This window comes from Sphaerisporangium fuscum (genome assembly GCF_018531465.1).
Lineage (GTDB): Bacteria > Actinomycetota > Actinomycetes > Streptosporangiales > Streptosporangiaceae > Sphaerisporangium > Sphaerisporangium fuscum.
The window spans coordinates 107223-128051 of the sequence record NZ_JAHDTF010000016.1; the positions used below are offsets into that span (position 1 = coordinate 107223).

Annotated in this window: 16 protein-coding genes; 7 read left to right on the forward strand and 9 right to left on the reverse strand. The window is 71.5% G+C overall.

Going from position 1 to position 20829, the window contains the following annotated elements; genetic code table 11:
- Positions 1 to 6 precede the first annotated feature (6 nt).
- The 3 genes from KIK05_RS20800 to KIK05_RS20810 form a co-directional block, all read right to left on the reverse strand.
- Positions 7 to 840, reverse strand: a complete 834-nt coding sequence (locus KIK05_RS20800; RefSeq protein WP_308250031.1) for an ABC transporter permease — start codon at positions 838 to 840, stop codon at positions 7 to 9.
- A 487-nt stretch (positions 841 to 1327) separates the two neighbouring features.
- Positions 1328 to 2287 (reverse strand): ATP-binding cassette domain-containing protein, encoded by a 960-nt coding sequence (locus tag KIK05_RS20805; RefSeq protein WP_214412432.1) that lies wholly within the window; start codon positions 2285 to 2287, stop codon positions 1328 to 1330.
- Positions 2288 to 2409: 122 nt separating this feature from the next.
- Positions 2410 to 4362, reverse strand: a complete 1953-nt coding sequence (locus KIK05_RS20810) for a hypothetical protein (protein ID WP_214412433.1) — start codon at positions 4360 to 4362, stop codon at positions 2410 to 2412.
- 474 nt (positions 4363 to 4836) lie between these two features.
- On the opposite strand from KIK05_RS20810, the gene leuS reads away from it, so the two are divergent.
- On the forward strand, positions 4837 to 7305 hold the full coding sequence (gene leuS / locus KIK05_RS20815; protein ID WP_214412434.1) for a leucine--tRNA ligase: 2469 nt from the start codon (positions 4837 to 4839) through the stop codon (positions 7303 to 7305).
- A 141-nt stretch (positions 7306 to 7446) separates the two neighbouring features.
- On the opposite strand, the gene lexA is transcribed toward leuS, so the two are convergent.
- Complete coding sequence (gene lexA, locus KIK05_RS20820; RefSeq protein WP_214412435.1) at positions 7447 to 8166, reverse strand: transcriptional repressor LexA; 720 nt, start codon at positions 8164 to 8166, stop codon at positions 7447 to 7449.
- 623 nt (positions 8167 to 8789) lie between these two features.
- Here lexA and nrdR point away from each other — a divergent pair.
- The 3 genes from nrdR to KIK05_RS20835 all read left to right on the forward strand — a co-directional run bounded on the left by nrdR (position 8790) and on the right by KIK05_RS20835 (position 13297).
- Entirely contained in the window at positions 8790 to 9251 is a 462-nt protein-coding gene (nrdR, locus tag KIK05_RS20825) for a transcriptional regulator NrdR (RefSeq protein ID WP_214412436.1), read from the forward strand.
- Positions 9252 to 9392: 141 nt separating this feature from the next.
- Positions 9393 to 12245 carry a vitamin B12-dependent ribonucleotide reductase gene (locus KIK05_RS20830; protein WP_214412437.1) on the forward strand — a complete coding sequence of 951 codons (2853 nt, stop codon included), beginning with the start codon at positions 9393 to 9395 and terminating at the stop codon, positions 12243 to 12245.
- A gap of 146 nt (positions 12246 to 12391) precedes the next feature.
- The gene (locus KIK05_RS20835) at positions 12392 to 13297 is read left to right on the forward strand and encodes a diacylglycerol/lipid kinase family protein (protein WP_214412438.1); all 906 of its coding nucleotides are present in this window, start codon (positions 12392 to 12394) and stop codon (positions 13295 to 13297) included.
- On the opposite strand, the gene KIK05_RS20840 is transcribed toward KIK05_RS20835, so the two are convergent.
- Both KIK05_RS20840 and KIK05_RS20845 read right to left on the reverse strand, forming a co-directional pair.
- A complete protein-coding gene (locus KIK05_RS20840) occupies positions 13275 to 14630 on the reverse strand; it encodes an amino acid permease (RefSeq protein WP_214412439.1) in 1356 nt (451 codons plus the stop codon). The genes KIK05_RS20835 and KIK05_RS20840 overlap by 23 nt on opposite strands.
- A gap of 22 nt (positions 14631 to 14652) precedes the next feature.
- Positions 14653 to 15066, reverse strand: a complete 414-nt coding sequence (locus KIK05_RS20845; protein ID WP_214412440.1) for a DUF2000 domain-containing protein — start codon at positions 15064 to 15066, stop codon at positions 14653 to 14655.
- Positions 15067 to 15204: 138 nt separating this feature from the next.
- Between KIK05_RS20845 and KIK05_RS20850 the strand changes: the two genes are divergently transcribed.
- Positions 15205 to 15681 carry an Lrp/AsnC family transcriptional regulator gene (locus tag KIK05_RS20850; protein ID WP_214412441.1) on the forward strand — a complete coding sequence of 159 codons (477 nt, stop codon included), beginning with the start codon at positions 15205 to 15207 and terminating at the stop codon, positions 15679 to 15681.
- A gap of 3 nt (positions 15682 to 15684) precedes the next feature.
- Here KIK05_RS20850 and KIK05_RS20855 read toward each other — a convergent pair whose 3' ends face one another.
- Positions 15685 to 17049, reverse strand: coding sequence for an MFS transporter (locus tag KIK05_RS20855; RefSeq protein ID WP_214412442.1), 1365 nt, complete (start codon positions 17047 to 17049; stop codon positions 15685 to 15687).
- Between the two features lie 79 nt (positions 17050 to 17128).
- Between KIK05_RS20855 and KIK05_RS20860 the strand changes: the two genes are divergently transcribed.
- Positions 17129 to 17647: a winged helix-turn-helix transcriptional regulator gene (locus KIK05_RS20860; RefSeq protein ID WP_214412443.1), complete on the forward strand. Its 519-nt coding sequence runs from the start codon at positions 17129 to 17131 to the stop codon at positions 17645 to 17647.
- A 99-nt stretch (positions 17648 to 17746) separates the two neighbouring features.
- Positions 17747 to 18550, forward strand: a complete 804-nt coding sequence (locus tag KIK05_RS20865; protein ID WP_214412444.1) for an MBL fold metallo-hydrolase — start codon at positions 17747 to 17749, stop codon at positions 18548 to 18550.
- 102 nt (positions 18551 to 18652) lie between these two features.
- Here the strand turns inward: KIK05_RS20865 and KIK05_RS20870 are convergent, their stop codons facing one another.
- Complete coding sequence (locus KIK05_RS20870) at positions 18653 to 19321, reverse strand: response regulator (RefSeq protein WP_214412445.1); 669 nt, start codon at positions 19319 to 19321, stop codon at positions 18653 to 18655.
- Positions 19318 to 20541, reverse strand: a complete 1224-nt coding sequence (locus KIK05_RS20875; protein ID WP_214412446.1) for a sensor histidine kinase — start codon at positions 20539 to 20541, stop codon at positions 19318 to 19320. The genes KIK05_RS20870 and KIK05_RS20875 overlap by 4 nt, the downstream gene beginning before the upstream one ends.
- Positions 20542 to 20829: the final 288 nt, after the last annotated feature.

Here is a 20829-nt window from a genome sequence, read left to right on the forward strand (position 1 = left end):
GACGGGTCAGGTGTGGCGGATGTAGGCGCGGACGGTGAGCGGGACGAAGATCGCCAGGATGCACGCTCCCCACACCGCCGTGGCGAGCAGGGGCACGGCGACGGGGCCGCCCAGCATCAGGCCTCGGGCCGCGTCCACGACCTGTGAGACCGGATTGACCCGCACCCACGCGCGCAGCCATCCCGGCATCGTGCTCGCCTCGGCGAACACGTTGCTGACGATCGTGAGCGGGAACAGCACCACGAAGCCGATGCCCGAGACGCTCTGCGGGTTCTTGACGAGCAGCCCCACGAACGCGGGGATCCAGCACAGCGCGAGCGCGAAGGCGAGCACGAGCGCACAGGCGGCCAGCGCGGGCAGAAGGCCGGTCTCGAACCGGAACCCCAGGAGACCACCGAAGGCGAGAAGCACGACCATCGAGATCATGTACCTCGCGGCGTCCCCGAGCACCGCGCCGACGAGCGGTGCCGAGCGCGCGATCGGGAGGCTGCGGAACCGGTCGACGATGCCCTTGGTGATGTCGGTGCTCAACATGACGCCGATGCTCATTGTGGCGAACAACACCTGTTGCACCATGAGCCCTGGCAGCAGGAACCGCAGGTAGGTGTGCCAGTCTCCGGCGACCGCCCCGCCGAAGACGAACACGAAGAGCACCACGAAGAGAACCGGCTGGATGACGACGTCGAGAAGCTGCTCGGGATTGTTGCGGACCTTCAGCAGGCTCCGCCAGGTGAGGGTCAGAGCGTGCCGCGGCCCTGCGCCGAGTCCTCCGGATCGACGGCCAGGGGCGGAAGTGACACGGCGCTCGGTCGTAACTATGTCCGGTGTCTGACTGGGCACGTCAGGTCTCTTTCGGGCTGGGGGTGGCAGGGGTGACTGGTCGGAGGGAGGGGGTGGCATGGCTGCTTGTAGTGACCTCTGGTGTGTGCCTGGGCGCGTCAGTCTCTTTCCGGGTAGGGGTGGCTGGTTCCGAAGAGGGGCGTGGTGGCCGCTTGTGCTGATGTCCGGTGTGTTCCTGGGCACGGTAGGTGTCTTTCGGGGCGGGGCGGGGCGGGGCGGGGCGGTGGGGGTGGCTGATTGGGGGGACGGGGTGCCGTGTGGCCGATCGTGGTGATGTCCGGTGTGCCTGGGCGCGTCAGGTCTCTTTCGGGCTGAGGGTGATTGGGGCGGTTGGTTTCGAATAGGGGTGGCCTGGTTGGTTGTCGTGACGTGTGGTGTGTGCCGGGGTACGTCGGATCTCTTTCGGGGGCGGGTGGTTGAGGCGGCTGGTTCCGAGGAGGGGGGGTGTGGCTGGTTGGGGTGATGTTTGGGGGTGTGGCTGGGCACGTCAGGTTTCTTTCGTCGGTTCGGGGGGCGGGGTGGTGCGATGGCCGGTCAGGGCGAGGAAGACCTCGTCCAGGCTGGGCATCCTCAATGCGAGTTCGCGCACCGTCACGTTCGCCTCCTCCAGGCGCCGCACCAGTGCCGCCAGCAGGCCGGAGTCCGGCGCCGCCACCGTGAGACGGCCGGAGTCCCGATCCCATTCGGGCACCTGGCCGGTCAGGTCGGTGAGGATGGCGGTGACCACGCCGAGGTCGGCCTGCTCGGACGGCCGGAGCTCCAGCGTCTGCCCGCCGATCTGTGCCCTGAGGGTGTCCGGGGTGCCGTCGGCCACGACCCTGCCGTGGTCGATCACCGTGATCTCGTCGGCCAGGTGTTCGGCCTCGTCGAGGTACTGGGTGGTCAGGAGCACGGTCGTCCCTTCGGCGACCATGTCCCGCACCATGGCCCAGACGTCTCCGCGGCTGCGCGGGTCGAGCCCGGTCGTGGGCTCGTCGAGGTAGAGGACCTCGGGCCGGCCGACGAGGCCGGCGGCGAGGTCGAGACGGCGTCTCATGCCGCCGGAGTACGTGCCGGCGAGCCTGTCCCCGGGCACGTCGAACCGTTCGAGCAGCTCGCGGGCCCGCTGCCTCGCCCCGGCCCGCGACAGACCGAGCAGCCGGCCGATGAGGACGAGGTTGTGCGTGCCGCTCATCTCATCGTCGACGGAGGCGTACTGCCCGGTCAGAGCGATGAGGTCCCGTACCCGGGCCGCGTCGCGCACCGTGTCGTACCCGCCGACCGTGGCGCGTCCCTCGTCGGGCCGCAGCAGGGTCGCGAGAATCCGGACCGCGGTGGTCTTCCCCGCGCCGTTGGGCCCGAGCAGCCCGAGCACCGTTCCGGCGCGCGCCTCGAAGTCGACGCCCGCCAGCGCGGTCGTACCACCGAATCGTTTGACCAGGCCCTGTACCTGGATGGCGTATGACACCAAGCCTCCCCTGAGTTCGCGGGACAGGCTGTACGGTGCCGCACGCCGCTGTCAGCGGGCGCACAGCCGCTGACAGCGGCTCTCAGCGAAGAGGAGAGGAAAGGAGGGGGCCGGGGGGTTCTTCAGCCGGCGACGGGGCGGATCGAGGAGAAGATGGTGTTGATGTCCGGCAGCAGGTCCTTCTTGCTGTCGGGGACCGACATGTAGACGATGGCCGGCAGGTCGGTGCCGGTGCTCACCGCCGCGACCACGACCGTCGTCTTCGAGTCGCCCGCCATGATCTGGTAGGCCACCAGGCGCGCCGGGCGGCCGCCCGCGGACACCCGCTGCTCGGCCGTCTTCGCGATCTTGTTCCCCTGTGGGAAGAACTTGTTGCGCGCGGCGAAGGCCACGGCGCTGATCGCGGGGGCGAGATCGTCCGGCTTGGACGCCGAGTACTTGGCGGCGAGGTTCTTCGCCAGCGGCCCGGTCATCACCTGCGCGAACCGCGGCGTGCCTCCCGAGTCGGTGCCCGCCGCGACGTACTGCCGGGTCGCGAAGCCATAGGTCGCCTGGATGTGCTGGGCGCGCGTGTCGACGCGCCACGGCCCGCCCAGCTTGGCGATGGTGATGCCGGACGCCTGGTCGGTCAGGGGCCCGACGCGGGGAGAGGCGGTGCCGGGGTACTTCGGGAGCTTGCGCAGCGACTGCGGCTTGGTCGTACCGGTGCCCGACTTGCCCGAGGACGCCTTCGGCGAACCCTTGCCGGAGCCGCCTTCCGCGCTGGAGGCGCCGGTCTTCTCCACGGAGGTGGAGCGCAGGGGCCCGGCGAGGAACGCCCACAGCAGGCCCGCCACCAGGGCGACCACCACGGAGACGACGAGCGCGAGCAGCCACACCCGCTTGCCGGACGTGGGCTCGTCGCCGTCGTCGCCGATCGCCTCGTAGTTGTCGCCGAAGACGGTGTTCCAGAGCTCCTGCTGCCGTTCCGGCGGCGGGGTCTTGGGGCCGCTGATCTGACCGGCGGTCACGAACGGCTTGTAGAAGGGGTCGTCCGGGTCGTTGGAGTGCGCGGCGTGCGACGGCGCGCCGGGCTGCTGCGCGTACCCTCCGCCGGGCCCGTACCCTCCGTCGGGCGCGCCGCCGGGCCCGTGGACTCCGCCGGGCGCGTGCCCGGCGCCGGGCGGCTGGGCCGCGCCGGGCGCGTACGACGCCCCGCCGGGCGCGTGTGCCCCGCTCTGCTGATGGGGTGCGGTCCTCGGGTCCGCCTCGGGGCGGGCGTTTCCCCTGGTCTGGGCGGGAGCGGCGTGGGCGGAGGCGGCGCCGTAGGCGTCCGGCATGCCTTGGAGCTGCTGCGCCAGCATCTCGGGGGTGAGCCCTCCGGGCACCCGGATGGTGGTCTCGGTGCCGGGCGGGATGTAGGAGGGTGCGGGGGTGGGACCGGCGTCGGCCGCGAAGAACTGTCCCGTCGCGTCGGTCAGGTACGGCGACTGGCCGGTGTCCCGCCCGGACGGCCCGGCGGCCGGGGGAGCGTACTCCTCGCGCCCGCCGCGCTGCGGGGCGTACTCCTCGCGCCCGCTCCCGTTGGGGGCGTACGACTGGGGGCCCGTGCCGGACGGCGTGTACGACTGGGGGCCCGTGCCGGACGGCGTGTACGACTGGGGGCCCGTGCCGGACGGCGTGTACGACTGGGGGCCCGCGCCGGACGGCGTGTACGACTGGGGGCCCGCGCCGGACGGTGTGGAGGGCTGAGGTCCGGCCCCGGGGGACGTGGAGGAGTGGGGTCCGCTCCCCGTGGGCGTGTAGGACTGCGGGCCGGTGCCGGAGGGCGTGTACTGCTGCGGGCCCGTTGGGGATGGCGAGTACGCCTGGGGGCCGGTCGGCTGGGGGCCGTAGGGGCCCGCGGAGAACGAGGACGGGGCGGAGCCGTCAGGTCCGGCGGACGGCGCGCCCTGCCGGGAAGCCTGGCCGCGGGAGGGCGGCGGGTCGAACACCGAGGTCGAGGACGGCTGCTGGGGAGGCATCTCGGGCCACGCGGGGGGAGCCTCCGGCCATGCCGGGGGGCGCGTGGGCTGGCTGGCGTGCTCAGGAGCCATCGCTGGCGAACCTCCCGACATCATGCCTGGATTGGGGGTGCTCGGCATGATCTCATGTGAAGCGGGGGTGTCCGCAGCAGAATCGGAGAATGCCCCTCGGAACTGAAGGCCGGTGGGATCGGTCGGCGGATCCTGCATCGGCAGGCCGGCCTCCGGCAATTCCGGGCCACGCCCCGGCTCATACGAGTTCACCACGGCAAAAAGGGTAAACTAAAGGGACATATGAGGTCACAACGGATCTATCACCATCGTGTGACCGAAGGACCGATTCCCTGAGTCCACCAGGGGTGGCACCAGAACGATATGAAGTCCGTTTGCTCGCTGCGCTACCCTTGAGCTATGCGTGGCAGGACCCTGCTCCTTAGCGGGCCGCGTCGACCGAGCTGAGACACCGGGTCGATGCGGCTGCCCCTCGTGGACACGGGGGGTTTCTTTATTGGTCCGAGCCATCCGCGCTGAGTCAAACCGAGGGACATGACCGTGAGCGACGAGCAGTACGATCCACAGGCGCTGCAGGCCAAGTGGCAGCAGCGGTGGGACGAGATCGACCCCTTCCGGGCCAGTGAGGACGCCGGCGACGAGCGTCCCCGCAAGTACATGCTCGACATGTTCCCCTACCCCTCCGGTGACCTCCACATGGGTCACGGCGAGGTGTTCGCGATCGGCGACGTCGTCGCCCGCTACTGGTTCCAGCGTGGCTACAACGTCCTGCACCCCATCGGCTGGGACTCCTTCGGCCTGCCCGCCGAGAACGCCGCGATCAAGCGCAACGCCCACCCCGCCGAGTGGACCTACGCCAACATCGACACCCAGGCCACCTCGTTCAAGAGGTACGGCATCTCCTTTGACTGGTCGCGCCGTCTGCACACCAGTGACCCGGAGTACTACCGCTGGAACCAGTGGCTGTTCAACCGCTTCTTCGAGCGCGGCCTGGCCTACCGCAAGGGCGGCCTGGTCAACTGGTGTCCCAACGACCAGACCGTGCTGGCCAACGAGCAGGTCGTGGCCGGCCACTGCGAGCGGTGCGGCGCCGAGGTCGTCAGGCGCGAGCTGACCCAGTGGTACTTCAAGATCACTGACTACGCCGACCGTCTGCTGGACGACATGGCCCAGCTGGAGGGCGGCTGGCCCGAGCGCGTGCTGACCATGCAGCGCAACTGGATCGGCCGTTCCGAGGGCGCCGACGTCAAGTTCCGGATCGAGGGCCGTGACGAGCCGGTCACGGTGTACACCACCCGCCCCGACACCCTGTACGGCGCCACGTTCTTCGTCGTGGCGGCCGACGCGCCGCTGGCGGAGGAGATCTGCGCCCCCGGGCAGCTGTCCGCTCTGGAGGCCTACCGCGCCGAGGTGGCCAAGCTCAGTGACATCGAGCGCCTGTCGACCGACAAGGAGAAGACCGGCGTCTTCCTGGGCGTCCACGCGATCAACCCGGTCAACGGCGAGCGCATCCCGGTCTGGGCGGCCGATTATGTCCTGTCCGACTACGGCCATGGCGCGATCATGGCGGTGCCCGCCCACGACCAGCGCGACCTCGACTTCGCGATGAAGTTCGGGCTGCCCGTGCGCGTGGTCGTCCACACCGGGCTGGCCGACCCCGGCGAGACCGGCGTCGCCACGCCGGGCGAGGGCACTCTGGTCAACTCCGGGCCGCTCGACGGGCTGTCGAAGGCCGAGGCCATCGCGCGGATCACCGAGATCCTGCGTGAGCGCGGCACGGGCGAGGCGGCGGTGAACTTCCGCCTGCGCGACTGGCTGCTGTCCCGTCAGCGCTTCTGGGGCACGCCGATCCCGATCATCCACTGCGTGGACTGCGGCGAGGTGCCGGTCCCCGACGACCAGCTGCCGGTGACCCTGCCCGACCTGCGCGGCGAGGCGCTGGCCCCCAAGGGCGTCTCACCGCTGGCGAGCGCCACCGAGTGGGTCAACGTCGCCTGCCCCAAGTGCGGTGGTCCCGCCCAGCGTGACACCGACACGATGGACACCTTCGTCGACTCCTCGTGGTACTTCCTGCGGTACTGCTCGCCGCGGCTGGAGGACGCGCCGTTCGACGTCGAGCAGGTCAAGCGGTGGGGCCCGATCGACCAGTACGTCGGCGGTGTCGAGCACGCCGTGCTGCACCTGATGTACTCCCGGTTCTTCACCAAGGTCCTGTACGACATGGGCATGGTCGGCTTCACCGAGCCGTTCCTGCGCCTGCTGAACCAGGGCCAGGTGATCAACCAGGGCAAGGCCATGTCGAAGTCTCTCGGCAACGGCGTCGACCTGGGGCAGCAGATCGACGCGTTCGGCGTCGACGCGGTGCGCCTGACCATGGTGTTCGCCGGCCCGCCCGAGGACGACATCGACTGGGCCGACGTCTCGCCCGCCGCCTCGCAGAAGTTCCTGGCCCGGGCGTTCCGGGTGATGGTGGAGGCCGGCGCCGCCTCGGCGCCCGGCATCGACTTCTCCTCCGGCGACCTGGAGCTGCGCAAGGTCACCCACCGCACCATCGACGAGGTGACCCGGCTGGTCGAGGCCTACCGCTTCAACGTGGCCGTCGCCCGCATGATGGAGCTGACCTCGGCCGCGCGCAAGGCCATCGACTCCGGCCCCGGAGCGGCCGACCCGGCCGTGCGGGAGGCCGCCGAGACGCTGGCGGTCATGCTGTCGCTGGTCGCGCCGTACGCCGCCGAGGAGGGCTGGGAGCGCCTCGGGCATGGGCCGAGCATCGCGCGCGCCGGCTGGCCGAGCGCCGACCCCGCGCTGCTGGTGCAGGAGTCGGTCACCTGCGTGGTGCAGGTGGCGGGCAAGGTCAGGGACCGCCTGGAGGTCTCGCCGTCGATCTCCGAGGCGGAGCTGTCGGAGCTGGCGCTGGCCTCGGACAAGGTGCGGGCCTACCTCGACGGGGAGCCGCGCAAGGTGATCGTGCGGGCGCCCAAGCTGGTCAACATCGTCCCCTGAGCCGCCACGGCCGTACGGGCCCGCCGCACCGGTGGGTCCGTGCCGTGGCGCTCGCATGAGGCGAGAGCCGCGAAAGCGACGGCCGCCCGGCGCCCACCGAGAAGTGGGGGCCGGGCGGCCGGGCGGGGAGCGGCGAGAAGGTCAGAGCTTGCGGAGGACCGCCACGACCTTGCCCAGGACGGTGGCCTCGTCACCGGGGATCGGGTCGTAGTTGGCGTTGTGCGGCACCAGCCAGACGTGGCCGTCCTTGCGCTTGAAGGTCTTCACTGTGGCCTCGCCGTCGATCATGGCCGCGACGATGTCGCCGTTGTCGGCCACCGGCTGCTGGCGCACCACCACCCAGTCGCCGTCGGCGATCGCGACGTCGATCATGGAGTCACCGGCCACCTGGAGCAGGAACAGCGTGCCCTCGCCGACGAGCTGCTTGGGGAGGGCGAAGACGTCTTCGACGCGCTCCTCGGCCAGGATGGGCCCACCGGCGGCGATGCGGCCCACCAGGGGGACGAACGCGGCCGTGGGGCGGGTCACCAGCGTCTCCTCCTCGCCGTCGGCCGCGGCCACCGGGTCGACCCACAGGGCGGGCTCACCGGGCAGGCGGACCTCCAGAGCGCGCGGCCGGTGCGGGTCGCGCCGGAGGTAACCCTTGCGCTGCAGGGCGGTCAACTGGTGGGACACGCTGGAGGTGCTCGTCAGCTGGACGGCCTCGCCGATCTCGCGCATGGAGGGCGGATAGCCGCGCTGCTGCACCGAATCGCGGATCACCTCGAGAATCTTGCGTTGCCGGGGGGTGAGACCAAGGGAGTCACGCCTGCGCACCGCAAGGTCGCTGACCACCGTGCCGATCTCGTCCTGCTCGCTCATAGCTCCTCCTCGCCGCGCGCCCGTGAGGCGCTCCGTCACACCACGCCCGCCCGGCCGGCTCCCGATCCGTATCGCACATGTCGCACACAGCGACAATAACGCTGTTGAAGATCATCCTCAAACAGGTGTTCGAGACTTTCGGAATTCTCCGGCCACCCGGTGAACGCCATCGTACGGGAGTTCGATCGATATCGTGTTCGACTTTGCGATCTTATGCCGGGTGGGTTCCCAAGTCGATCGGCCGCGGGTGGCCGCCGGGGGGTGGGGGCGGCCCCGGCGGGCCGCGACACGCCGGGGTGCCCGCCGTTCCCCCTGATGGACGGGCGGTTTCGTCGGCGGGGCCGCGCCAACTTGCGTTCATGGGGCGGCACTCCTACGGTTAGACCACAACATCTAGTAGTTACACCGATGTGGGTTCACCATAAGTTGTGTTTCCGTGTACGCGCTGGGGTCATCTCCAGGGCGTGCGCGAGCCTATTCACGTTTAACCGGTCTTGACCGGAAAGCGGGGGAATGCGGAAACACAGGGGGCTTTCGCAAGGGGCCGGGCGCTCCCCGGAAGCCCGCGATTCGAGGTCTGTCGGGCGTAACTCCTGGGGACGGCGAGAAAAAGGAGGCGACACGTGCATTGCCCATTCTGCCGTCATCCGGATACGAGGGTCATCGACAGCCGCTCGACGGAGGACGGCGCCGCCATCCGGCGGCGGCGCACCTGTCCCGAATGCGGCCGCCGGTTCACCACCCAGGAGACGGTGCTGCTGATGGTGAGCAAACGCAGCGGGGTCACCGAGGCGTTCTCCCGTGACAAGGTGATCGCCGGCGTGCGGCGCGCCTGCCAGGGCCGTCCGGTCAGCGAGGACTCGCTGGCCCAGCTCGGCCAGCGCGTCGAGGAGAGCATCCGGGCCACCGGCTCGGCCGAGATCGCGGCCCACGAGGTGGGCCTGGCGATCCTCGGGCCGCTGCGCGAGCTCGACGAGGTGGCCTACCTACGGTTCGCCTCGGTCTACAGAGGTTTCGAGACGCTCGCCGACTTCGAAGAGGAGATCCAGCAACTGCGCGAGGCGCGGGCGGCCAAAGAAGGCTGACCCGCCGGGCGCTCCACCGGAGATCCGGTGGAGGCTGGAAGGTTGACGACCACGTTGGACCCCTGCGCCGGGGGGATGTGAGCGGCGTGACGCTGTGTTTCCGACTCGAGGGCTCCAGGGGAGCCCCGGAAGGGGGAGATCATGACGGAGACGGTGAGTGGTTCAGTGGGGCGCGGGGGTAAGCGGTCCCCCAAGGGCTTGAAGATCAAGCGCATTCACACCACGCCCGGCGTTCACCCTTATGACCAGGTGCGCTGGGAGAGCCGTGACGTCGTGATGACGAACTGGCGCGACGGCTCGATCAACTTCGAGCAGCGCGGCGTGGAGTTCCCCGACTTCTGGTCGGTGAACGCCGCCAACATCGTCACCACCAAGTACTTCCGCGGCGCCGTGGGCACGCCGCAGCGTGAGACCAGTCTGAAGCAGCTCGTCGACCGTGTCGTCGGGGTCTACACCCGCACCGGCGTCGAGCACGGCTACTTCGCCTCCGACGAGGACGCCGAGATCTTCGACCACGAGCTGAAGCACGCCTTGATCCACCAGATCTTCAGCTTCAACTCGCCGGTCTGGTTCAACGTGGGCACCGCCTCGCCGCAGCAGGTCAGCGCCTGCTTCATCCTCGCGGTCGACGACCAGATGGAGTCGATCCTCGAGTGGTACAAGGAAGAGGGTGTGATCTTCAAGGGCGGTTCCGGCTCGGGTGTCAACCTCTCCCGCATCCGCTCCAGCAAGGAACTGCTGTCCAGTGGCGGCACGGCGAGCGGCCCGGTGTCGTTCATGCGCGGCGCCGACGCCTCCGCGGGCACGATCAAGTCGGGCGGCGCCACCCGGCGCGCGGCCAAGATGGTCGTCCTGGACGTCGACCACCCCGACATCGAGGAGTTCATCGAGACCAAGGCCCGCGAAGAGGACAAGATCCGCGCCCTTCGCGACGCCGGCTTCGACATGGACCTCGGCGGCAAGGACATCGTCTCCGTCCAGTACCAGAACGCCAACAACTCCGTCCGCGTCTCCGACGAGTTCATGCGCGCGGTCGAGGCGGGCGGGCGGTTCGGGCTGCGCGCCAGGCTCAGCGGCGAGGTGATCGAGGAGGTCGACGCCAAGACGCTGTTCCGCAAGATGGCGCAGGCCGCCTGGGAGTGCGCCGACCCGGGCCTGCAGTACGACGACACCATCAACGACTGGCACACCTGCCCGGAGACCGGCCGCATCACCGCCTCCAACCCTTGCTCGGAGTACGTCCACCTCGACAACTCCTCCTGCAACCTGGCCAGCATCAACCTGCTGAAGTTCCTGCGCGACGACGACAGCTTCGACATCGAGAACTTCGTCAAGCTGACCGAGCTGATCATCACGGCGATGGACATCTCGATCACCTTCGCCGACTTCCCGACCCAGAAGATCGCCGAGACCACCCGCGCCTACCGTCAGCTCGGCATCGGGTACGCCAACCTCGGCGCGCTGCTCATGGCCACCGGCCACGCCTACGACTCCGAGGGCGGCCGGGCCGTCGCCGCCGCCATCACCAGCCTGATGACCGGCGTCTCCTACCGCCGCAGCGCCGAGCTGGCCGCGATCGTGGGCCCGTACGACGGCTACAAGCGCAACGCCGAGCCGCACAAGCGGGTCATGCGCAAGCACGCCGCCGCCAACGACACCCTGCGGCCGATGGACGCCCTCGACAAGCCGATCCTGGCCGAGGCCACCAAGCAGTGGCAGGAGTGCCTGCGCCTGGGCGAGAAGAACGGCTATCGCAACGCCCAGGCGTCGCTGCTCGCCCCGACCGGCACCATCGGCCTGATGATGGACTGCGACACCACCGGCATCGAGCCCGACCTGGCGCTGGTGAAGTTCAAGAAGCTGGTCGGCGGCGGCTCGATGCAGATCGTCAACCAGACGATCCCGCGGGCCCTGGTGAAGCTCGGTTACCAGCCCGAGCAGGTCGAGGCCATCGTCGAGTTCATCTCCGAGCACGGCCACGTCATGGACGCCCCCGGGCTCAAGCCCGAGCACTACGAGGTGTTCGACTGCGCCATGGGCGAACGGGCGATCGCGCCCATGGGCCACGTCCGCATGATGGCGGCCACCCAGCCGTTCCTGTCGGGCGCGATCTCCAAGACCGTCAACCTGCCCGAGTCCGCCACAGTGGAGGACATCGAGCAGGTCTACATGGAGGGCTGGAAGCTCGGCCTGAAGGCCCTGGCGGTCTACCGCGACAACTGCAAGGTCGGCCAGCCGCTCTCGGCCGCCAAGAAGTCCGACGAGAAGGCCGAGGTGAAGGCCGCCGAGCCCGTCGTGCAGGTCATCGAGGTGCCGCGGCCGACCCGCCGCCGCCTGCCGAACCAGCGGCCGAGCACCACCACCCGCTTCACCGTCGGCGGCGCCAAGGGCTACATGACCGCCTCGTCCTACCCGGACGACGGTCTCGGCGAGGTCTTCCTGAAGATGTCCAAGCAGGGCTCGACCCTCGCCGGCGTGATGGACGCCTTCTCGGTCGCGATCTCGGTCGGCCTGCAGTACGGCGTCCCGCTGGAGACCTACGTCAGCAAGTTCGTCAACATGCGCTTCGAGCCGGCGGGCATGACCGACGACCCGGACGTGCGCATGGCGGCCTCGGTGGTCGACTACATCTTCCGCCGGCTGGCGCTCGACCACCTGCCGTACGACGAGCGGGCGGCCCTCGGCGTCTTCTCGGCGGCCGAGCGGGCGGCGCAGCAGCGCGGTGAGGACCCGGCCGCGGTGCAGGAGGTCATCGACACCGCCGCCCTGGCCCAGTCCGCCCCCATCGAGGAGAAGCCCGACGACAAGCCGGCCGTGCCGGCCGTCCCCGCCGAGGCTCCGCCGGCCGGGGCGAACGGCGCGGTGGCGGCGCTGGAGAGCCACCAGGGCCGTACCGCCGACGCGCCGCTGTGCATGACGTGCGGCACCAAGATGCGCCCGGCGGGCAGCTGCTACGTCTGCGAGGGCTGCGGCAGCACCAGCGGCTGCAGCTGAAAGCGGGTGCGACCGCGTCCGGCGCCTGATCCCGGCTGACCGGACGCGGCCGAAGCGCCAAGGGGGGAACCGGCTCCGCTCGGTTCCCCCCTTGCCGTACCCGGAGGCTCCGCGTTGAAGTCCGCGCTCGTGGGTAGTCGGGTGCCATGTCTCCCACGGTCGCGGTCATCGCTCATCAGAAGAAGACGCTCGGCGCGGGGCTGGACCGGCTCCGTGTGCTCATCACCGAGCAGGATGTCGGCGAACTGCTCTGGTACGAGGTGCCCAAGAGCAAGAAGGCGCCCAAGAAGGTGCGCAAGGCGTTGAAGGCAGGCGCCGACCTGGTGTTCGTCTGGGGCGGCGACGGGATGGTGCAGCGCTGCGCCGATGTGCTCGCCGGGTCGGGGGTGCCGATGGCGATCCTGCCCGCCGGGACGGCCAACCTCTTCGCGTCGGAGATGGGGGTCCCGGCCGATCTGGAGGAGGCCGTGCGCCTCGGCTTCCACGGCGAGCGCAGGAAGCTGGACCTGGGCGTGCTGAACGGCGAGCATTTCGCGGTCATGGCCGGCGCCGGGTTCGAGGCCCAGATGATCGCCGACGCCGACCGGGAGGCCAAGGGACGGCTGGGCCGCCTCGCCTACATCGGCGCGGCGGTGCGGCACGTCGGCGGGCCGCTGGTCCCGATGGAGGTCAAGGTGGACGGCGCCACGTGGTTCGAGGGCGACGCGAGCTGCCTGCTCCTCGGCAACGTCGGCACGATCACCGGCGGTATCGAGGCGTTCGACGACGCCCGTCCCGACGACGGCTGGCTGGAGGTCGGCGTCTCCACGGCCAAGGGCCCGGTGCAGTGGGCGCGCGTGCTCGGCCGGATGACCGCCGGGCGGTCGGACGAGTCGCCGTTCGTCCGGATCACCCGGGCCAGGAAGGTCACGGCGCGGTTCGGCTCCCCGCTGATGTACGAGCTCGACGGCGGCGACCGCGAGGAGACGACCGAGCTGAAGGCCCGCGTCGCACCGGGCGCACTCACCGTCTGCGTCCCGGCCGGCGAGTCTACGGGCGGGCCTGGGAAGTGAGCCTGGTCGTGGCGCTGTGAGGGTGGCGCGGGGGCGAGGGGGTCCGGCGGGAGACGGTGGCGAGAAGGCCGATGATCGCCGGGACCACCAGGTAGGCGCCGCAGGAGGCGAGGACGACCAGGGTGAACGCCGTGGCCGCGACCGCCGTCCACCGTCTGCGTCCGGTGAGGAACCGGGTGGCCGCCGCGCAGCCCGCGGCGGTGACGGCGGCCAGGCAGGCCGAGGTGGTGCGCATCAGCGTGTCCAGGCCGAGCGAGTACACCACGGTGACCACAATGGTCAGAGCGGTGAGCGCGGCGGGGAGCACGAGGCCGCGTCCCGTCCTCGCCCAGGACGCCAGGGGGCGCGGCAGCGCGCCCGCTTCGGCCAGGGTCACGCCGAGCCGGGCGGCTCCGGCGATGTACGTGTTGACCGCGCCGAAGGACAGGAAGATCGCCGCCACACCCGCGATCGGGTGGGCGGCCGGGCCGAGGCCGCGTTCGAGCAGTTCGGTCAGCGGCACGGGCGAGAGGGCCGCGCGGCCGCCGAGGACGCCCGCGGTGGTGACGGCCAGGCCCAGGTAGAGCGTCCCGGCGACGGCCAGGGTGAGGACGGTGGCCCGGGGGAGGTCCCGGGCGGGCCTGCCGAACTCGCCCGACAGGTGGCTCGCCGCCTCCCACCCGACGAACGCGAAGAACAGCACCCCGGCGGCGTGGCCGACGCCGCTCCAGCCGTGCGGGGTGAACGGCGTGAAGTTCGCGGCGCGCAGGTGCGGGGCGGCGGCGAGCACGGCCACGACCAGCAGCGCCGCGAGCAGGCCGGTGAGCACGAGCTGCAGCCGTCCGGACAGGCGGAGCCCGGCGTGGTTCGCCCCGAACGACGCGGCCAGCAAGATGACCGCCACGGCCCACGTGCCGCCGGGCCCGGACTCGAGGGCGGTGGAGACGTATTCGGCGCCGACGAGCGCGCCCGCGAGGACGCCGGCCGGGACCGAGAAGTAGAACCACCAGCCGGCGACCGCGGAGGCCCGCCGTCCGAACGCCCGGGCGGTGAACGCCGCGACCCCGCCGCCGCCGGGGAACCGGGCGCCGAGCGCCGCGAACGTCAGCGCGACCGGCACGCTCAGCACGAGGAGCCCCGCCCAGGCCACCACGGACGCCGGACCGGCCGAGGCGGTCGCGAGCCGGGGCAGCACCAGCACCCCCGGCCCGAGCACCGCCCCGACGAGCAGCGCGGCGCCTTGGGCGACGCCCAGCGTGTGGCCCCGGACGCCGCCCTGATCAGGGGGTCCGGACGCGCGGTCCGTGGACCCGCCGTCGCCGGGCGCCGGCGCCGAGCACGGGTGGTACGTCATGGGCCGCGCGGATCGGGAGATGTCAGACATGAAGGGGGAAGCGCTTGGTGAGGGCGGTGACGCGGGTGCGGGGGCCGAAGAGGCCGAGGGCGATGTACTCGATCTCCTCGCCCGGCGTCACGGCGAGGTCGGCGAGGTAGTCCTGGTAGTCGCGGGCCCGCCGGGCCACTTCGGTGAATCCGACGGTCACCAGTCCGTCCTCGGCGGAGGCCTTCGCGTGCAGCGCGACCAGCTCCTCGGTGGAGGCGGTCAGCACCGGCACGGGGTGGGGGTTGAGGCCGGCGTGCAGCCCGCCGGAGGCGTCCTTGCCGTCCTCCGCCAGCAGGTGCGGCAGCCGGGACCCCAGGCTGAGGCCCACCACCGCGGCGGCGTTCACGGCGAGGGACGGCGGGAGGCCGGCGCGGACCACCAGCACCAGCTTCGTCGGCAGGCTCATCGAGAGTCCTTCCAGCGGCCGTCCACCGGGCGGACGGGGACGGCGATCGGTCAGGGAACGCCGTCGAACCTAGTCACTCGCACGCTCAACCCCCGTGATCATCGAACGTCCGGCCGGAATCGTGCCAGAATCCCGTACGTGGACGAACTTGATTCGGAGATCCTCCGTCTCCTCCAGGCAGACGCTCGGCTGTCCAACCGCGAGCTGGCGCGGCGGCTCGGCGTCGCCCCCTCGACCTGCCTGGAACGGGTGCGCGCGCTCACCCGGCGGGGTGTGATCCGCGGCTACCACGCCGACATCAACCTGGGCGCGCTCAACCGGGGTGTGCAGGCGATGATCTCGGTGCAGGTGCGCCCGCTCAGCCGGGCCGTCATCGACGCCTTCGAGGAGTCGGTCAGCAAGCTGCCGGAGGTGCTGAGCGTCTTCGTGCTGTCGGGCGGCGACGACTTCCTGCTCCACGTGTCGGCGCAGGACCTCGATCACCTGCACGCCTTCCTGCTCGACCGGCTGAGCAAGCGCAAGGAGATCGTCGGCTTCCGGACGTCGATGATCTTCCAGCGCGTGCACAACACGGTGCTGAGCAGGCTTCCCGATCCGGCTCCCGCGCCGCGCTGACCGTCAGGCGCGGCCCTGCCGCACCAGCAGCACTCCGAGGCCGCTCAGCAGGGTCAGGGCCGTGCAGGCGACGAGGGCGACGTCCGTGCCGCCCGCCAGGCCCTGCCCGCCGGTGAGCAGGGTCATCGCGGCCACTCCGAGGGACGACCCGACGTACCGGGCCGTGTTGTTCGCCCCCGAGCCCATGCTCACGCGGTGGTGCGGGACGCTCTCGATCGCCAGGTGGGCGAGGGAGGCGTTGATGAGGCCGCTGCCGACTCCCGCCACGGCCAGCCCGGTGATCACCTTCCACCACGACCAGCCGGTGACGAGCCCGAGCAGCAGGAGGTCTCCCGCCCCCGACAGCGCGAGGCCGAGCGCCAGCCGGGCCCTGGCGTGCGGGAGGAAGCGCCGGGCCTGCAGGGCGGTGACGAACGACAGGCCCGACCAGATGCTGAACAGGCCCGCGCCGGCCAGCGGTGAGAACCCGTGGGTGAGCTGCAGGACCGTGGGCAGGTAGCTCATCAGCCCGATCACCGCGACGCCGGTGACCAGGGCGCCGCCCGTGGCGACGAGGAACAGCGGCCGGCGGAACAGGTGCATGTCGAGCAGGGGTTCCTTGCGGCGGTTCTCGATCAGGACGAACGCCGTGAGCAGCACGACCGCGGCGACGAAGGCCGGCGGCACGACCGGCCTGTCCCACCCGGCGCGTCCCTCGATCACCCCGGCGACCAGCGCCGCGAGGCCCAGGCTCAGGGTGACGACGCCGGGGACGTCGCGGCGGCGTGCCTCGGCGGCCCGTGACTCGGGGAGCAGCCGGGGCGCGGCGAGGGCCAGCGCGGCGGCGACGAGCGAGATCGTCCAGTAGACGCCGCGCCAGCTGGAGACGGCGGCGAGCGCGCCCGAGACGAGCGGGCCGAGCGCGATGCCGAGTCCCATCATGGCGCCGTAGAGCCCGGTGGCCCGGACGCGCTCGGGCCCGGTGGGGAAGGTGTGCCCGACGATGCCGAGGCTGGCCGCGATGAGCGCGGCGCTCGCGCCGCCCTGGACGAGCCGGGCGACGACGAAGACCAGGGTGTTCCCGGCCGTGGCGGCGACGACGCCCGCCACCGCGAGCGCGGCCATGCCGGCCACGAACGTGCGCCTGCGGCCGTGGTCGTCGGCGAGGCCTCCCGCGACCAGCAGCAGCGCGGCGAGCCCGAGCGAGATGGAGTTCAGGATCCAGGCGGGGCCGGTCGGGCCGGCGCCGAGGGCCCGTGCGGTCTCGGGCAGCGTGACCATCGGGACCGTGTAGTTGGTCAGGGCCAGCAGGGGAGCGGCGCAGGACACCGCGAGCGTCCTGCCGGCCTCGTGGAGGCGTGGTGGGGCGATGGGCGCGGCGAGGGACATGGCGGGACCTCCGCTGTCGGTTCAATGACTGAACCGACAGTAACACGGGTAGGTTCGGTGAATGAACTAATATGGGGTCATGGCCCTGGGGAAGAACTACGAAGGACAGGAGTGCTCGCTCGCCCGAGCCCTCGAACTGGTCGGCGAGCGGTGGACCCTGCTGGTGGTGCGTGACGCGCTGTACGGCGTCCGTCGCTACGGCGACTTCCTCACCCATCTCGACATCCCGAGGGCCGTGCTGTCCCAGCGGCTCCAGACACTGGTGGAGGCCGGGCTGCTGGACAAGCGCCGCTACCAGGACTCACCGCCGCGCGACGAGTACGTCCTGACCGAGCGCGGTCTCGACCTGTGGCCCGCGGTGTACGTCCTGGCCAAGTGGGGGGAGCGGCACGCGGGCGGCCCCGGGCCCCAGCGCACCTTCCACCACGCCGCCTGCGACGCCCCGCTCGACCGATTCAGCGCCTGCACGGCCTGCGGACGCCACCCCGCCCCCCAGGAGGTCGAGGTACGCCCCGGCTCCGCCCTGACCTTCGAACGCGACGACCCCGTCAGCCTCGCCATGCGCGCCCCCCACCGCCTCCTCACCCCTCTCCCGTGAAGGGGAGAGGTGGTTCCGGCGCCGTAGTGCGGCGGGAAGCTGTCCTGGTGGAGGCCGATCACTACACTGAGGGCCGTCGTCGCGTGTCGGGGGTGGGCAGTGGGCCGATGGGTGGAGGCCGGTGATCGGGTCTGGGTGCGGCGTCATGCCGAGCTCGACCTGTCGCTGGGCCTGGTGGCGGGCGACCGGTCCTGCCTGGTGATCGACACCGGCGCCGACGAGACGCAGGGCGCCGAGTTCGCGGCCGCGATACGGGAGCTGACGGACCTTCCCTGGTCGGTCGTGCTGACCCACGCCCACTTCGACCACAGCTTCGGCACCGCCGCCTTCGGCGAGTGCGAGGTGTGGGCGCATCCCGCCTGCCGGGCCGATCTCGCCGAGACCGGGGAGGTCCAGAAGACCACGTGGGCCGGCCACTACCGCGAGAAGGGCAGGCCGGAGGCGGCCGAGCGCCTCTCGGCCGCGCGCGTCGTGCTGCCGGACCGCCTCGTCGAGGACACCGCCGACCTCGACCTCGGCGGCCGTCGCGTACGGCTGACGCATCCCGGCCTCGGGCACACCGGCCACGACCTGGTCGTCCACGTGCCGGACGCCGCGGTGGTCTTCGCCGGCGACCTCGTCGAGGAGGGGGCGCCGCCCTCGTTCGGCGACGCGTTCCCGCCGCAGTGGCCCTCCGCGCTCGACCGGGTGCTCGCGCTCGGCGCCGCCACCGTCGTCCCCGGTCACGGGGAGCCGGTGGACGCCGCGTACGTGACCCGGCAGCGGGCCGAGCTCGCCGAGGTGGCCGAGCTGTGCCGGGCGGTCCAGGCGGGCGAGCTGACGGTGGCCGAGGCGCTCGCCCGCTCGCCGTACCCCGAGCACTTCACCACCGAGGCGCTCCGGCGCGCCGCCGCGCCGGCGTAGCCGCCCGTTGGGCGGCAGCGTCGGATCTCGAGACCGGGGGCGGCCGGCCCGCCTCCCGGCGGCATGCCGCGCCGGCCTCGGGACGTCCGGCCCACGGCCGCGTCACGGCGTCCCCGGTCGGACGAGCCCGACCTCGTAGGCGAGTATCACCGCGTGGACGCGGTCGCGCAGTAACAGCTTCGCCAGGACATTGCTGACATGGGTCTTCACCGTCTGCTCGCCGATCACGAGGGTGGCCGCGATCTCGGCGTTGGACTGTCCTCTGGCCATCAGGACCAGCACCTCGCGCTCCCTCGCGGTGAGTGAGTCCAGAGGGGGCGGCGTCTTCGCCGGGGGGCGCGGACGGCGGGCGAACTCGCTGATCAGCCGCCTGGTGATCGAGGGGGCGATGAGCGCCTCGCCCGCGGCCACCACCCGCACGGCGTTGACCAGGTCGTCGCGGCGCAGGTCCTTGAGCAGGAAGCCGCTGGCGCCGGCTCGCAGGGCCTCGTAGACGTAGTCGTCGAGATCGAAAGTGGTCAGCATCAGCACTTTCACGGGGCATGCCACGCCGGGCCCGGCGAGCCGGCGGGTCGCCTCCAGCCCGTCCATGCGCGGCATGCGGATGTCCATCAGCACCACGTCGGGCCTGAGCCGATGGGCGACGGAGACCGCCTCGGCGCCGTCGGCGGCCTCGCCGACGGCCTCGATGTCCGGGTGCGCGTTCAGGATCATCCGAAAGCCCGTCCTCACCAGCTCGTGGTCGTCGGCGACCACCACCCGGACACTCACCCCGCACCACCGACCGGCAGCCGCACGGCCACGGTGAACCCTCCGTCGGGGCCCGGCCCCGCGGTCAGTTCGCCACCGAACAGATGAACCCTCTCCCGCATGCCGACGAGACCATGGCCCGGCCTGTCGTTCATCTCTGTCCGGACGGTGACGCCGTCCGGACGGGCCGGTTCCGTCCCGCCGCCGTCGTCGCTGATCTCGAGGTGCATGTCACGCGCCCCGTAGCGCACCCGTACCCGCACCCGCACGCGGCCCGCGTGCTTGAGCACGTTGGTCAACGCCTCCTGGACGATCCGGTACACCGCGAGCTCCACTCCCGGTGGCAGCGCGACGGGCTCGCCCTCGACGTCCAGCGTGGCCTTCAGCCCGGACTGCCGGATCCGCTCGACCAGCTCCGGGAGGTGGGCCACGCCGGGTTGCGGCGCGAGAACCGTCTCGTGCCGCCCCGACTCCTCGCGCAGCAGCCCGAGCAAGCGGCGCATCTCCACCAGGGCCTGCCGTCCGATGCCGGCGATCGCGTCGAACGTGCGCACCGCGCCGGGCGCGTCGTGCTCCACCACCACCGGGCCCGCCTCGGCCTGCACCACCATCATGCTGACATGGTGGGCGACCACGTCGTGCAGCTCTCGTGCTATGCGGGCCCGTTCCGCGGTCACCGCGCGCTGCGCCTCGTAATCCTGCTGGCGCGCCAGCCACGCCGCCCGGGCCTCCAGTTCGGCGGTGTACGAGCGGCGGATGCGGGCGCTGTCGCCGAGCACCCACGCGCTGGTGAGCAGTAGCGCGGTGAAGGAGAAGTCGACGAGGTCGCTCTGGGTCTGCGGGACCCAGGAGACGATAACCACGGCGACGGCGGTGGTCACGCCCACGATCACCGCCTTCCGGCGGTCGCACCACGCGGCCATGCTGTACAGGGCGACCGCGCCGCCCAGCGGCACCGGCGTCACCAGGTCGGGCAACGGCGTGGCCCCGTACACCGCGGACGCCAGGCCGGCCACGAGGTTCGCCCCGAACGGGTGGCGCCGCCGCCAGGCCAGCGGCACGTTGACGACCAGCACGAGCGCCACGGCGAGGAGACCCGGTGGCGGCAGATGCTCGCTACGCGCCTGGAAGACGAGCGCGAGCAGTGAGACGGTCGCGAGCAGCCCGCCGAGCAGCGAGTCGGCGACCAGCGGGTGAGCCGTGGCCCACGCCACCAGGCCGGGCGGCCGAGGTAATCGCATGCGCCCAGTATCCGTTCCCGCGGCACGGCCGGCCTCCCCCGTGAGAGGGAGGCCGCCCGCAGATCACCGTGACGGGGGAGCCCGAGTTTGGTGAGCGCGGGGGATCCGGACGCGGAGGGCAGCCGCCTACCGTCATGACGTCCGGATACGGCACGGAACGGCCGCTCCTGGTCCGGGCCTCCGACCGCGGGGGCCGGAGGCCCGGACACGGATCGGAAACGGCCGCTCCTGGTCCCGCCTCCCTCTGGGGGCCGGCCCACAGGAGCGCTCCTCCCGGCCGGCACCTCA

Excerpts from the sequence above, each read along its gene's own strand:
- KIK05_RS20810 (WP_214412433.1), bottom strand. The coding sequence starts at position 4,362 with ATGGCTCCTGAGCACGCCAGCCAGCCCACGCGCCCCCCGGCATGGCCG.
- leuS (WP_214412434.1), top strand. The coding sequence starts at position 4,837 with ATGACCGTGAGCGACGAGCAGTACGATCCACAGGCGCTGCAGGCCAAG.
- lexA (WP_214412435.1), bottom strand. The coding sequence starts at position 8,166 with ATGAGCGAGCAGGACGAGATCGGCACGGTGGTCAGCGACCTTGCGGTG.
- KIK05_RS20830 (WP_214412437.1), top strand. The coding sequence starts at position 9,393 with ATGACGGAGACGGTGAGTGGTTCAGTGGGGCGCGGGGGTAAGCGGTCC.
- KIK05_RS20835 (WP_214412438.1), top strand. The coding sequence starts at position 12,392 with ATGTCTCCCACGGTCGCGGTCATCGCTCATCAGAAGAAGACGCTCGGC.
- KIK05_RS20840 (WP_214412439.1), bottom strand. The coding sequence starts at position 14,630 with ATGACGTACCACCCGTGCTCGGCGCCGGCGCCCGGCGACGGCGGGTCC.
- KIK05_RS20845 (WP_214412440.1), bottom strand. The coding sequence starts at position 15,066 with ATGAGCCTGCCGACGAAGCTGGTGCTGGTGGTCCGCGCCGGCCTCCCG.
- KIK05_RS20855 (WP_214412442.1), bottom strand. The coding sequence starts at position 17,049 with ATGTCCCTCGCCGCGCCCATCGCCCCACCACGCCTCCACGAGGCCGGC.
- KIK05_RS20860 (WP_214412443.1), top strand. The coding sequence starts at position 17,129 with ATGGCCCTGGGGAAGAACTACGAAGGACAGGAGTGCTCGCTCGCCCGA.
- KIK05_RS20875 (WP_214412446.1), bottom strand. The coding sequence starts at position 20,541 with ATGCGATTACCTCGGCCGCCCGGCCTGGTGGCGTGGGCCACGGCTCAC.